Source organism: Flavobacterium sp. ABG (genome assembly GCF_001027725.1).
Lineage (GTDB): Bacteria > Bacteroidota > Bacteroidia > Flavobacteriales > Flavobacteriaceae > Flavobacterium > Flavobacterium cupriresistens.
Genome location: NZ_LEKS01000012.1, coordinates 12746 through 26509, shown reverse-complemented (window position 1 = coordinate 26509; position 13764 = coordinate 12746). Strand labels below are relative to the sequence as shown.

Annotated in this window: 9 protein-coding genes; all 9 read right to left on the bottom strand. The window is 35.5% G+C overall.

Going from position 1 to position 13764, the window contains the following annotated elements; translation table 11 throughout:
* Positions 1-610: 610 nt before the first annotated feature.
* Complete coding sequence (locus AB674_RS13445) at positions 611-931, bottom strand: hypothetical protein (protein ID WP_053004266.1); 321 nt, start codon at positions 929-931, stop codon at positions 611-613.
* Positions 932-1224: 293 nt separating this feature from the next.
* Positions 1225-1908, bottom strand: a complete 684-nt coding sequence (locus AB674_RS13440) for a phosphonatase-like hydrolase (protein ID WP_047777389.1) — start codon at positions 1906-1908, stop codon at positions 1225-1227.
* A gap of 2 nt (positions 1909-1910) precedes the next feature.
* Positions 1911-3068: a TIGR03364 family FAD-dependent oxidoreductase gene (locus AB674_RS13435; RefSeq protein ID WP_047777388.1), complete on the bottom strand. Its 1158-nt coding sequence runs from the start codon at positions 3066-3068 to the stop codon at positions 1911-1913.
* Positions 3052-4395 carry a DUF5690 family protein gene (locus tag AB674_RS13430; RefSeq protein WP_053004265.1) on the bottom strand — a complete coding sequence of 448 codons (1344 nt, stop codon included), beginning with the start codon at positions 4393-4395 and terminating at the stop codon, positions 3052-3054. The genes AB674_RS13435 and AB674_RS13430 overlap by 17 nt, the downstream gene beginning before the upstream one ends.
* Positions 4396-4400: 5 nt before the next feature.
* Positions 4401-5501 carry a sulfatase-like hydrolase/transferase gene (locus AB674_RS13425; RefSeq protein ID WP_047777574.1) on the bottom strand — a complete coding sequence of 367 codons (1101 nt, stop codon included), beginning with the start codon at positions 5499-5501 and terminating at the stop codon, positions 4401-4403.
* Positions 5502-6073: 572 nt separating this feature from the next.
* Positions 6074-7579 carry a SusD/RagB family nutrient-binding outer membrane lipoprotein gene (locus tag AB674_RS13420; RefSeq protein ID WP_047777387.1) on the bottom strand — a complete coding sequence of 502 codons (1506 nt, stop codon included), beginning with the start codon at positions 7577-7579 and terminating at the stop codon, positions 6074-6076.
* Positions 7580-7591: 12 nt separating this feature from the next.
* Complete coding sequence (locus AB674_RS13415) at positions 7592-10675, bottom strand: SusC/RagA family TonB-linked outer membrane protein (protein WP_053004264.1); 3084 nt, start codon at positions 10673-10675, stop codon at positions 7592-7594.
* 876 nt (positions 10676-11551) lie between these two features.
* Positions 11552-12151 (bottom strand): GNAT family N-acetyltransferase, encoded by a 600-nt coding sequence (locus tag AB674_RS13405; RefSeq protein WP_047777385.1) that lies wholly within the window; start codon positions 12149-12151, stop codon positions 11552-11554.
* Positions 12152-12426: 275 nt separating this feature from the next.
* Positions 12427-13758, bottom strand: coding sequence for a lysine N(6)-hydroxylase/L-ornithine N(5)-oxygenase family protein (locus AB674_RS13400; protein ID WP_205625359.1), 1332 nt, complete (start codon positions 13756-13758; stop codon positions 12427-12429).
* Positions 13759-13764 lie beyond the last annotated feature (6 nt).

The following is a 13764-nucleotide window of genomic DNA, read 5'->3' as shown; positions in this document are numbered from 1 at the left end:
ATCCGCTAAATCTGCTAAATCTGCGTGCTATTTTCGTTTAGCATTTCGCGAATAACCACAAATTATTTTTTGCCACGGATTAAAAAGATTAAAAGGATTTAATCTGTAGAGATCAATTTAATTCTATCTAATACTTTTTTAGGCTATTGGTAAAGAGTTATTTCTATTTTGCATTCTTGGTTTTTTGATTTTTTTTATCACGCAGATTTAGCAGATCTGGCAGATTTTTGCAATAAAAATGATAAAAAAATCCGTTACCCGAACGATAGCGAACAGACAGCGCAAATCCGCTAAATCTGCTAAATCTGCGTGCTATTTTCGTTTAGCATTTCGCGAATAGCCACAAATTATTTTTTGCCACAGATTAAAAAGATTAAAAGGATTTAATCTGTAGCCGTCAATTTAATTCTATCTAATACTTTTTTAGGTTACTGGTAAAAACTATTTTATGTTTCGCGTTCTTGATTGTTTTGATCTTTTTTATCACGCAGATTTAGCAGATCTGGCAGATTTTCGCAAAAGTACTTATAAAGAATTCGTTACCAGAACAATCGCGAACAGACGGCGCAAATTCGCTAAATCCGCGTGCGATTTCATTCTAGCTCCTAAATTATTTTATCAAAAGAATTAAAACGGCAAATAGATATAATCCGATTACCGCTATCATGATTAAAGCGATTTCAACCGCTTCAGCAAAAGTGATGCTCTGGTTCATTACAGTTTTCTCTTCGACAAACTCTATCGTTTCTACACTTACGCCAAAAGATTTAACACTCTCAAGATGTTTTTCTTTCTCTATTGGTACATCATTTTCTATAGCCGATAGTATCGTTTCTAAAGCCTGAACCTGGTTTTTCTTCTTTATGTCTCTAAGTATACGAACAAGGCTTATTTTTTGCCCTGCGTGAATTGTTTTTTCTACTGTGATCATAAGTTCTAAATAATAATTTAAAAAATTTACACAACGGAAAAAACAAAACAACAGGATACACTACAGATTGAAATCAGTCCGTACCGTTTAATTACTTCTTCCGTTATTTGTTTTGAACAAAAATATAAATTTTCTTACAATACAATCGAAAAACTAGGAAAAACTTTATAAAAAATTTCATACTCTCCAAAAAGTATTTATCAGAGTCATCACAACAACTTATAAGTAAAAACAAAAAAACTCCTCCTTTACCTGAAATAAAGGAAGAGTTCAAAAAAAATAAACACAATATATTATAAGAGTATAACTCTTAATTCTTTTAAACTTTCAACGATATAGGTAGGAACAGCTTCCTGAATTTGCTCACGGGTCTGCGCACCGGTCAAAACTCCCGCTGTCATACCACAATGGGCGCTTTTTCCTTCTTCAATATCAATAGCCGAATCACCTACTTTTAGAACTTTCAATGAATCATTTACCCCCATAAGCTCCATTGCTTTTAGAATCATATCACCGTCAGGTCGTCCGTTTTTAACATCGTCAGCAGTTACTAATGCATCAATGGTCACTCCTACTTTCCAGCCGAGTTTATCCAGTAATTTATTGGCTGTACTGCTATCATAGCCTGTATTTAAAACCACTTTTATATGATTGGCCTGTAAATCTTTGAACAGCTCCTCTGTGCCTTCAAAAGTTTTTACGTCCAATTCGTTGTATGCTTTTTCTAAAGCAATCTTAAAATTAGTGAATGCTTTTTCAGCCACACTCTTCACATTTGTTATACTTGTACAGGTTGTTAAAATATCGGTTATCGCCTGGTATTTTTCTTTACCTGCACCGTGTTTTAAAACGTCTTCCAAAGACACCGTAAATCCCTCTTCATTAATTACTTTTTGCACTGTTTTGTAGACTACATTTCCTTCGTCAACAGTTGTTCCGGCCATATCAAAGACCACCAATTCTATTCTTTGTTTCATTATTATACATTAAAAATTTTAGTAATATTCTCTTTTGAAAATCCGGCGCTCCCCGTCATTCCTTTTCCTCCAATTCCGGTAATGATATGAATATTGTCACCGACAGTGTGCTCAAAAACATCTTTGGTTTTGCATTGCGAATAGGTTCCGAACCATCTGTTTTGAATTTCGTAAGTCGGCAAATCGATAATCTTTTTTGCTTCCTGTATCATAAAATTATCAATATCCATGTCCAAATTAAACCCCAGATCATCACTGTTTGCTGCGGTAGCGTATTGGTGTGAATCTCCCAAAATCACAGAGCCATCCATTGCCTGTTTGAAGAGAATATGAACACCCCATTTTTTTTCTAAAGAATCTGCATCTTCTTTGGCTTTAATGGCCTTAAACGAAGGACATTCATAAAAAGCTTCGTATCTTCTAATCGATAATCCCGTTAAAATGGAGCCGTCCAACTTGTAATTGGCTTGTGGTTTGGTTTGCAACATTTGCAATTTTGAAACTTCAATATCACTTTTGAAAAACAAATCCGGATATAACGTTTTAAACTCACTGCCATTACAAATAATCACCTTTTTAGCCAAAAAAGTTTCGTTTGCGGCACTTTCTACTGTTACACCGGCATCGGTGTTTTCGCAGTTTACAATTGCTGTATTGGTAATTAATTCTAAACCCAAAAATTGCTGCATATATTCCTGAAGTCGGTAAATCATAGTTCTTGGTTCTACCGTTACTTCATCAGGAAAAAATAAACCTGCTTTTACATAATCGGAGCGCAAACCCTGATATTTGCTCAGACATTCCTCTTTAGTCAACAAATTGGACTGATAGTCATTCCCTTTATTTATTTCGGCAAGCTCTTCTATAAGTTGTACTTCTTCTTCGTTGGAAGCCAGATAAACTGAGCCGTTTTGTCTGATCGAAATATCAAATTGACTTTGAATTTCTTTGTAAATCAATAGACTTTCTCGTCCATAAGCTTGCCATTTTGAATCCATTCCTGACGGTACTACTTGTCCAAAATTCTGAATAGTAGCACTTTTAGGCATTTTATCTTTTTCGATAACCGCCACTTTTAATCCTTTTTTTAAAGCGTGATAAGCATGAAAAGTTCCTAAAACCCCTCCTCCCACAACTATTAAATCATATCTTGTTTTCATTTAAAAATAAATTATTTTCGAACTCGTTAGTCGTCTTTTGAATCACGCCTAACGGGTTGTATTTTACATTCTCTTTTTTCTTCTTGTTGTTTTTTTTAGTGAGGTACACCATTGAACCAATGCTAACTAACACTCCCATAGCGGCCACTATATAAGCTCCGTCTATAAAGAAATTCAACCAGGACAAAGTTGATTGTCCGAAATTTTTATACAACAATACCGAAACACTCCCCAAATAGCCAAAAGCATCGGCCAGATAAATTAAAAATCCTGCATTTCCTTTTATTTTGAAAGCAGCAATAAATCTATCGAAAAAAAGGCTGTTAAAAGGTACGTAACAAATGTACAATCCGAAGCCGGAGACCACCATCCAATAATAAGGGCCTATAGTTCCAAAGTGAAACAAAAGCGTCGAAAACCCAATAGACAACGAGCCAATTATCAATAATATATGGTAGAAAAACAAGGCTTTCATATTGTCTTTAAAATAAAAAGCAGCGCCCAAAACCAATAATACAATAACCGCCACAATTACTTCTGAACTGGCATAAACCGATGTATCACCTTTATATCCAATACTATCCCACAATTCTCTTGCGAAATTGTCCCTAAAATCTCTAAAAGCCGTTAGATACGTATAAAACAAAATCCAAAGCGTGATCGGGAACAAAAACTTCAGGACTACTTTTTTGCGATCCTTACTGCTCATCGGAATGCGTTTTGATCGCAACGTTATGTCTTCTGCAGTTGGTTTTGGAATTCTCTCTAACAACCAGGCAAAAAACAACAAGGGCGGTATAAAAATTAAACCGGTTATGGCCGGCATCCAAAAGGGTGAAAACCCCCAGGACTCCATTACAAAAAAACCGGTTGACTTAACTACTCCACTCGAAACGATAAAGCTTGTGCTTAACGCTACTCCCAATATTTCGGTAAATTTTCTTCCTTCTAAATAAGAAAAAACAATGCCCCAAATCATCCCTAATGGAATACCGTTGATAAACATGCACAAAATATTATACGGTTTGGGAACTAGCGCAAATAATACTAAAGCTGCTTCTGCAATTCCTATTAAACCTAAAAGATAAAACACTCTGTTTTTCGCCTTTAGTTCCGAAATAACCTTTATACCAATAAATTTTGAAAGCACATAACCTAAAACCTGAGCAATAATCAACAGGATTTTGTAATCAATATGAAATACTTCCAGTCCTTCGAAAGTGGCTACACTGAAGGGTTTTCTAAAAGCGTACATGCAAAAGTACGCTCCGAAAGCAGCCAGTGAAGCCGTAAGTACAAAAGAAATATCTGATTTTTTCTTACTCATTCCTACTATTTTTTAAGGATCGGTAAAGCGCTCCCTTTCATATCGACATCTTTTGCTTTGCTGTCTAAAAGTTGCAAAACAGTAGGTGCGATTTGGTTGCTGTACAATTGTTCTTTTGATCTTACTTCACCCAAAACCTGAACGCCATTACCAAAAACAACCAGCCAAACCTGATCGGCACCCTTTATTTTTGAACCGTGACTTCTCCAGGTATCCAATGGTTCAGAACCACGACCGTGATCTGTTGAAAGGATAAAAATTGTATTGTTTTTATAAAAAGGATCACTCTGAGTATAATTCCAAAGTTGTTTGATCAATCCATCTGTGGCATGAGCTGAATTTAAGTAGGCTTGATAATTCCCATCGTGTGCAAAATCATCTGTTTCTCCGTAAGAAATGTAGATCAATTCCGGATGCTCTTTTTTCATATATTCTAAGGCGTAGTTGGAAGTAAAAGCATCAAATCGAACAGAATCCCAAGGAGAAGGTACTTTGGACTGTAATTCGTTTAAGAAAGTTTCTCTTTCAGAAAGATTTTTCCCTTTAGCCTCCTCAAAACCTGCATTTACGGGAATGCCCGAACGTTCTTCATTCACAATAAACGGAAACACATCCCAGCTTCCAAAAGCGGCTACTTTGCCTTTGTATTTCGGCAGTTTGTTTATTTTCTCTAAAACCGTTGTATTGGGATTGTTGAATTTATCATTGCTTTTAATGCGCACATCATCGGCAACTCCGCTTAATATTTCGTTGTAACCTGGGTACGAAAACCACATGGTATTGGTTAAATTTACATCACTTCCCTGATTTCTGTTACCGTGCAATTGTCCCATTTTGGTTACTTCGTTCCAGAAAAAAGGCATTAATGCGCTTCTTCGTTCTTCGGGTGTAGCTCTCCAGAATTTTTCTTTTAAGTGGGTTGTGTCTTCTACATACTTCTTCTCGGCTACCAATTTCTGGTCTGCGCCGGTAAACAATTCCTGCCAGCGAAAACCGTCTAAAGTGATTACTACTACTTTTGGATTTTTTACGGCTTCTTTTTGTTGCGCGTTTCCGCTAAAAAAACTTAGAAAAGCGACACTCGAAATTATTATTGATTTTTTCATTATTATTGATTTTGTTTTTATAGACCTTGACTCGTTGGCGGTTATTTTTTTTTTTAAACACATAGAGACATAGTTTTAAACCGCTTAAAAAAGACGTTTCACTCTACATAAATCACATAAGACTATGTGAAAAAATCATGATTTTCTTGAAATACCTTCCTGTTTACAATTTCAATTCTATGACTCTATGTTTCTATGTGTTAAATAACTTTTTATTGCTTTTTTTTTAAAACACATAGGGACATAGTTTTAAACCGCTGGAAAAAGACGTTTCACTCTACATAAATCACATAAGACTATGTGAAAAAATCATGATTTTCTTTAAATATCTTCCCTTTTACGATTTCAATTCTATGTATCTATGTTTCTATGTGTTAAATAACTTTTTATTGCTTTTTTTTTAAAACACATAGGGACATAGTTTTAAACCGCTGGAAAAAGACGTTTCACTCTACATAAATTACATAAGACTATGTGAAAAAATCATGATTTTCTTTAAATATCTTCCCTTTTACGATTTCAATTCTATGTCTCTATGTTTCTATGTGTTAAACAACTTTTTATCAGAATTTCTATTTAATAAGCCACATTACAGCATTAATATCATCTGTTCCTCCGTATTGACTCTTTAAAGCTGCCGTTACATTTTCAGAATTGGTTTCGAATTCGCTTTGCGGGTATTTCCAACGTGTCGGAATCTTACCGCCATTTTTATTTGCCGGTCCTACATCAAATTTCGGGATACCGGTTCTTCTGTAATTGAAATAGGATTCTCTCTCTGAGTTTTGAAAAAAGGCTACATATTTTTGCGTTAAAATCTGTTCCAAACCTGTTGCATTATTGCCTTGGTACACTACCGTGCTCTGGTTTAAAAAAGCAGTGACATCGGCAGCGGAAACTCCATAAAATTCCATAGAAGCTTTAATCCCCTGATTGTAATATGCTGCCGCATCACCATTAATCCATCCTCTGTTGATCGCTTCCGCAATTGCAAATTGTTGTTCGGCATAACCGATTAAAATGTAGGCTTCCCCAATATAATTGCTGTAATATCTCTTTTCATTTGGGTACGATAATTTCCCCTGATCCGAAGCTACTTGCATAGACCCCTGCTCATCACCTGTATTGGCGGCGATGTAAGCATTCAAATTCAGAGGGTCATTGGCTTTAAAATAAAAAGAGGCAGGATCGGCAACTTTATAAATTCTTGGGTCGTTATTTTGTTTTAGAATATTCAAATACGTTCCTCCCATTATGTTTCTGTTTCTGTTGAAACCATAGTTACCGGGATTTATCTTATAATTGTTCCCCGTCTCATCTGAAAAATAACGGGTCATATTGTCTTTGATTCCTTCCATCAACGGATATTTTGATGGATTGCTTATTATTTTATTGAATTGACTGGCAACATCTAATTCTCCTGTTTTTTTACTCAAACTAATTAGTACTCTCAAGCGAAAAGTATTGATCGTTCTTTGCCATTTGTCTAAATCTCCTTTGAACAAAAAATCTCCTTGCACGGCTGTCGTTCCAATTTCCGCTTTTGCTACTGTAATTTGATCGTTTGCAGCATCCAAAAGTCTTAAAACCTCAGTGTACACTTCTTTTTGGGTATCGTACTTTGGTTTTGTAATCGGGTTGTTGTTTTTGGCTTGTAAAGCTTCAGACATTGGGATATCCCCCATTCTTTTAGACATATAATCTAAAAAGTAGGCATTGAAAAATTTAGCCAATGCTCCATATTTGTTTCTTGAATCTAATTTTCCGGCTTCTTTTTCCATAGCCTGAACATTAGACAGTGTGGTGTAACGTAAGGATGCTGAACCCCAGTTGTAATCCTGATTTCCATAATAATCAAAAGAAATGGCCCAAAACTGGTTGTCTCTCTGAGCACCTGACCACGGGCCTTCGTCATCTACATTATTCATGACTCTTAAAACTTCGGTCAATAACATCGAAGGTGGCACACTTGTCGCACGATTGGGATCATCTGCCAGATCTTCAAAATTGGTGCAACCTCCCAGCATAAAAACCATTGCAAGAAGTAGTACGCTTTTATAGTGTTGTATTGTTTTCATTTTTGTTTGTGATTAAAATTTAAGGTCTAAGTTGATACCGTAACTTTTTACTGTTGGTGTTTGCAGCGGAGAAGCACTCTCGTCTAAAAACTGATCTAAGTCGATATTTTTATTTTTTGAGAAATAAAACAAGTCACGACCAATCAATGAAATAGAAGCTGCACTCATAAATGATTTCTTCAGGAAAGAATTTGGCAAACTGTAAGTCAGACTCACTTCTCTTAGTTTAAAAAACGTCTTGTCTATAATATTGGCTGCATAATTACCGTGATACGATTTTGCATAATCCTGATAAAACATTTTAGTAGTGTTTGGCACAAAAGTTCTGGTATCTGTAATCACATTCCCCTGACCATCTGTGATCAATTGTCCGCTTGTAATCACTACAGCATCGGTAACATAAGATTTTATTCCTTTTACATCATTGGCTCTTTCGGGTGTATTACTATCAACATGTCTTCCACTCTGCCACATTTTCTGATTCACGTAGTTCTCGATTTTTCCGCCATAGCGACCATCAAATGTAAAATTCAAAGCCACATTTTTATACCTTAAATTATTCGTGATTCCCATAGACCAATCCGGTGCTTTGTATCCTACTTTGGTCTGATATGAATTAACAAGCGGTTTTCCGTCTTTACCTACAATTAATTTTCCGTCATTGGTTCTCATAAAATCATTGATATAAAAAGCATCAACACGATCTCCGATTTTAATTAAGCCATTATTTTGAATGCCGGCATAAACCTCTTTTAAGTATTCCTTATAAGTAGACCAGTTCACATTGAAATCCCAATTGAAATTGGTCGTCTTCACAGCTTTCACAAACAGTGCTACCTCAATACCTTTTGTCTGTGTTGTAATACCATTTTGTTTGCTTCCCTGATAACCTGTAGTTTCAGAATATTTTAAGTCAAAAATTTGAGGACCATTTGTATTTTGATAATAGGTAACATCAAAACCAAATCTGTTTTTAAACATTCTGGTTTCTATTCCTATTTCTTTTGAAGAGTTGAAAGCAGGCTCCAGTTTTGCATTGTTCAGAATTTCACCCACATAAGCAGCATTATAAGTTGTTCCTCCGATAGTAAAAGGATCTCTTAATCGATACGTATCCAGATTGCTGTAGATGTCCAATGAGCCTCCAACTTTGGCATACGAAGTTCTGATTTTCAGTAAATCGACTAAAGGAATGTCTATAATTTCACTTATAACGGCACTTAAACCAACTGATGGGTAGAAAAACGTATTGTTTTGTTCCGGTAGTCTCGAGTCGGTATCAAATCTTCCGGTAGCTCCAAGGAATAAAAATGATTTATAAGACAAATCCATTGAGCCGTACCAACTGTTGGTTTCAAAATGACTGTTGTAACTTGTTGGCTGCATTGGGGTTTGGGTGTTGCTTAAAGTGTACAATCCCGGTATTTTTAAATAGTTGGTGGAAGCAACAGAATTCCTGTATTTATCAATATTAATATTAGCTCCAACGGTTGCTTTTACCTCAAAATCTTTAATCGTTTTATTGTAATTCAACATAAAATCAGAGTAGCTTTTAAACCTGTAATCGTACTGTTCTTTGTAATCTCCCTCTGCTTTTTCTCTTCCATAAGTAGACATGGAATAAGGAAATTTTTCATTTTGAAACAAATTACTCACCACCATATTGGTTCTGATCAAAGCAGAGAAACTGTCGTTGAATTTGTGATTTATACTTATTTGACCTGAATAGTCATTCTTGTAGTACCCTCTCAGCCATTCGTAAGCCATAAAGTAAGGGTTGTTGTAGCGGGTATATTCGAAGTTTTTTTGTTGAATGCCTTCTTTTCCTTTTTGCCAGTAGTCTCTTAAATCTCTGACATCATAATCAGCTCCACCCCAGATCAGCATATTGTAGATATAGCTATTGGGCCCGTATTGTACATTTGGATTGTTGGGAGAGGTTTGAAAATTAAAGTTTGAACTGGCATCCACCCAGGTTTTGTCGCTCAAATTGTATCTTCCGCTTAGATTGAAATTGTAAATATTCAATTTCGTATTAGGATTGATTCCCTCCTGATAGGTTTTTGATAATGAAAAACGAATATTTCCTTTATCAAAATTAGAAGACAATGATAAATTGCTGGTGGACAATAAACCATCTTCCATAAAATTATCAAAGTTATTAGCGCCTCTTGCCGTCCAAGGAGTTGCAATTAGTTTTCCATTTGCATCACGCGGACTATCGTATTGTGTAATTAACTGTCCGTCGAATTTTGGTCCCCATTGATCGTAATCAGCATCATTGATTCCTCCTCCTTTACCGTCAACAAAAGCATAATTTCCATAAGAACCCGGTCCATAAGCATTTTGCGTTTTAGGAACCGCATTGTAACCGCCCTGAATCATTGAGTTGTGATTGAATTCGACCACAAATCCTTTTTTATTGCTTGCTCCTCTTTTAGTCGTAATCTGAATAGCACCATTTCCACCTACAGAACCATAAAGTGCTGCTGCATTTGATCCTTTCAAGACATTGATGCTTTCAATATCGTCCGGACTAATATTCCAAGTGTCTGTTCCTAACGGTACACCATCGACTACAACCAACGGACTTTTACCTCTCAAATACATTTTAGGGCTGGTAAAAAATTCAGAAGAAGAAGCCACAACCAAACCCGAAACTTTTCCGGAAAGCGATTTCATTACATTCGCATCCCTTCCTTTAGTTAAATCTCCTTCTACCTCCTGAACAGAATAGCTTAATCTTTTCTTTTCCTTTTTGATTCCTAAAGCAGTTATGACCACTTCGTCTAATTTTTGAGAGTCAGGATTTAAAGTAATTACTGCCGAAGTTTTACCCGCAGTATTAAAATTAACCGGTACATATCCCAAAAAAGAGATTTCCAGGATTTCACTACTTTTTTGTAGTTTCACTTCAAAATTACCATCCAAATCTGTGTTTACAACAGTAGTGGTTCCTTTAATCAGAACAGAGGCGCTGGGTAATGGCAGACCAAGTTCATCAATCACTTTTCCTTTAAAAGGGATTGTCTGAGCAACAATTAATGATGTTGAGAACATCATTAATACAATCATTAACGTTTTTAAGTTTTTCATTTGGTTAATCAAATAGTTACTATTAGTAAATTTTTACAGTGCAAATGTTGTAAATATTTTACTATTGGTTAACTTTTTGATTTTAAGAAATTCTTAACAAGTTTTTATGCTATTGTCAATTTAATGTTATCGTTGCAAACTTTGTGGTTGTTTTTTTAACCGCAAGGTTTATGGTAATTATAGTTTTCAGTGGCAGTCGCAGTCGCAGTTTTCCGCCTCAACTTACATTTCACAGTTTACACGATCGGGTGCAAAAGTAAAAGATTAAGTGAAAATGTATTTAAACCATATAAGGGATCAAGACATATTGTTGTGGAGGAACAAATATCTTGTAGTTATGTAATTTCGAATCAAGTTCAAAAGTTGTGGAATAATTTTTAGATTTCTTTTGTTAGTAGTAGCAGATCTTATACTTTTTCGCCACAGCTTTTTAAGTACCTAATTTTCCAACTTCTCGCTTTGACGATCTCGCAAAGACGCCAAGCCGCTAAGTTTTTTTTCTGTTTTTTCATTAATACTTTGCGATTTTGCGACTCTGCGAGATTTTTACTTCCCCTCATGAACTTTAAGTATTTAAAAAGTGTTTCCAAAAAAACTTGGCGCCTCTGCAAGATTTTTGTTACCATACAGGTTTTTGCGTTGATCGTTTCACAGTTAAACCATAAAACAAAACAGTCGCAGTTTACAGTCCCAATTATAAACTGCGACTGTAAACTGCGACTGCAAACTAAAAACCGAAAACCAAAACTGTCAGGCTGAGCGAAGTCGAAGCCCTCGTAAAACTTTTAGACCCCACTCAGATAGACAATAAGTACATCAAAAATGTAAAATGTAGATTGAAAACTGAAAACTGAGACTGAGACTGAAAACTAAGACCTAAACAGTCTGCAAAGCCTTATAATAATCTTCACGGGTACAAAATTCAAGATGTGCTTTTTTATGTGGCAGTTCAAGTAGGGTTTCGAATACAAATCCTGCTTTTCTGTTTAATAAATGAATTTTATGATTGCGTGCATCCGGTTCTACAACAACACGTTGGTTATTGGCGTCGCAAAAAATAAAATCAAGAATTACCGTAAAAACCGACCATGTAAAACTGTTAATTGGTTTCTCAAAAGGCGCTACCAAAATGTGCATTCCTTTGTCTCCTTCTTTTACATCATAATATTCTCCAATGCTATCCTCCTCCGGATTGTAACATTCTAATAAAAAGGAAGTAACGCCATTAAAAACGCCCATATAGACAGCGGTTTTTTGAAGAATCTCGCGATAGGAATCGTATACTTGTTCTAAAGAAAATCCATTCATTCCCCAATAAACTGCATAATCGCGGTTTACCCAATCATGCAATAATGGCATATCGGTCTCTAAATCCAATGGGCGGAGTTCGAATACACCTGTACCGGGAATTGTTTTGACAAAAACGATATCGGTTATGGTTTTATTTTCGGTATAAGTTATTTTACTATTAATCATCTGTTGCTGAATTTAGCTATTATTTTTTTATAAGGTGCTATCGTAATTTGTAATTAATTCAAGTTGCTAGTGCTCTTATCTCTAAAATCGAACAAGTTAGTAGGATTGTCAAAAAAAGTCTCACGCAGATTTTAGCGGATTGAAATAAAAAAAATCCGCTTAATCCGCAAAATCTGCGTGAAAAATATCTTCACTTAATCACATTAAGTTAAAGCTGGAGTCTATTCAAATAGTAAGAGATTACAAAAGAATAATTGACTAGCAACTTGAATTAATTATAAAATTTCTTCGAAGGCATTCGATTTGATGGTCTCGGAAGCAGGAACTCCAAATTCCTGAAAAGCAATTTTGGTTTCTACGGCATAGTGTTCAACACCCGTCATTTCTTTAATGATATACGAGTTGCGGTAACAAACCATTCCTAAATCCGGCGTCACAAACCCGTGTGTGTGCAATTCTGCATTCTGAACAAAGATTTCTCCTCCGTTTTTGTCAATGCTGTAATTTCTGTTGGCATCAAAACGTCCTTTATCATCCCATTGGATTCTTGATGTAATACCTTCAATAAAACGAGGCATTTTATACCCGTATCCTGTTGCCAGCACTAATGCATTTGTAGTATGACGGTATTTTCTATCCTGTTCGACCTGATGTAATTCGAGTTCAAAAGATTCTTTATCATCGTCGTAATCTGCTTTAATACAGGCCGCATTAGTTCTTAAATTGACATCAATTTCAGCAATCACTTTTTTCGCGTAAATCGTATCAAAAATCGTTTCGATTAAATCTTTGTTGATTCCTTTGTAAAGCAGCTTTTGATCTTTCAGCAGATAATCTCTTTTTTCTGCCGGAAGACTATAGAAATAATCCACATATTCAGGGGAAGTCATTTCTAAAGTAAGTTTACTGTAATCCATCGGGAAAAAACGAGACGAACGTGTAATCCAGTTCAATTGATATCCATAAACATCAATTTCCTGCAATAAATCATTAAATACTTCGGCAGCACTTTGTCCGCTTCCTAAAACGGTAATCGACTTTTGCTTCTGCAACGCTTCTTTACTCTGAATATAGGCCGATGAATGAATTGCTTTGCTCTTAAGAGCTTCGCAAGATTTAGGAATATGTGGTGCGGTCCCTGTTCCGAAAACAAGTTTTTTTGTTTTATAAAAAGTAACTGCAGCGGTTTTAGTACAAACGGTTTTTACAATATATACCCCCAGATTCTCATCATATTCGATCATTGAAACTTCTGTATTAAAAAATACATTCGGAAGTTTTTTAATCGCCCATTGACAGTACTGATTGTATTCGTTTCTTAAGAGTAAAAAGTTTTCTCGAATATAGAACGAGTACATTTTTCCTTGCTCTTTTATATAATTTAAGAAACTAAACTGACTTGTTGGATCAGCAAGCGTTACCAAATCGGCCAAAAAAGGAATCTGTAACGTTGTGTCCTGCAAAAGCATTCCCGGATGCCAGTTAAAAGATTCATTCTTGTCAAAAAACAAACCATCAAGATTCTCAATTGGAGCAGTAAGACAAGCCAGACTCAGATTAAAAGGTCCAACACCAACAGCTATAAAGTCGTATATTTTATTTTCCATAAGGGG

Coding starts and splice junctions, on each gene's coding strand:
- AB674_RS13425 (WP_047777574.1), bottom strand. CDS start 5,501: ATGAAAAAATCAATAATAATTTCGAGTGTCGCTTTTCTAAGTTTTTTT.
- AB674_RS13415 (WP_053004264.1), bottom strand. CDS start 10,675: ATGAAAAACTTAAAAACGTTAATGATTGTATTAATGATGTTCTCAACA.
- AB674_RS13445 (WP_053004266.1), bottom strand. CDS start 931: ATGATCACAGTAGAAAAAACAATTCACGCAGGGCAAAAAATAAGCCTT.
- AB674_RS13435 (WP_047777388.1), bottom strand. CDS start 3,068: ATGAAAACAAGATATGATTTAATAGTTGTGGGAGGAGGGGTTTTAGGA.
- AB674_RS13440 (WP_047777389.1), bottom strand. CDS start 1,908: ATGAAACAAAGAATAGAATTGGTGGTCTTTGATATGGCCGGAACAACT.
- AB674_RS13400 (WP_205625359.1), bottom strand. CDS start 13,758: ATGGAAAATAAAATATACGACTTTATAGCTGTTGGTGTTGGACCTTTT.
- AB674_RS13420 (WP_047777387.1), bottom strand. CDS start 7,579: ATGAAAACAATACAACACTATAAAAGCGTACTACTTCTTGCAATGGTT.
- AB674_RS13430 (WP_053004265.1), bottom strand. CDS start 4,395: ATGAGTAAGAAAAAATCAGATATTTCTTTTGTACTTACGGCTTCACTG.
- AB674_RS13405 (WP_047777385.1), bottom strand. CDS start 12,151: ATGATTAATAGTAAAATAACTTATACCGAAAATAAAACCATAACCGAT.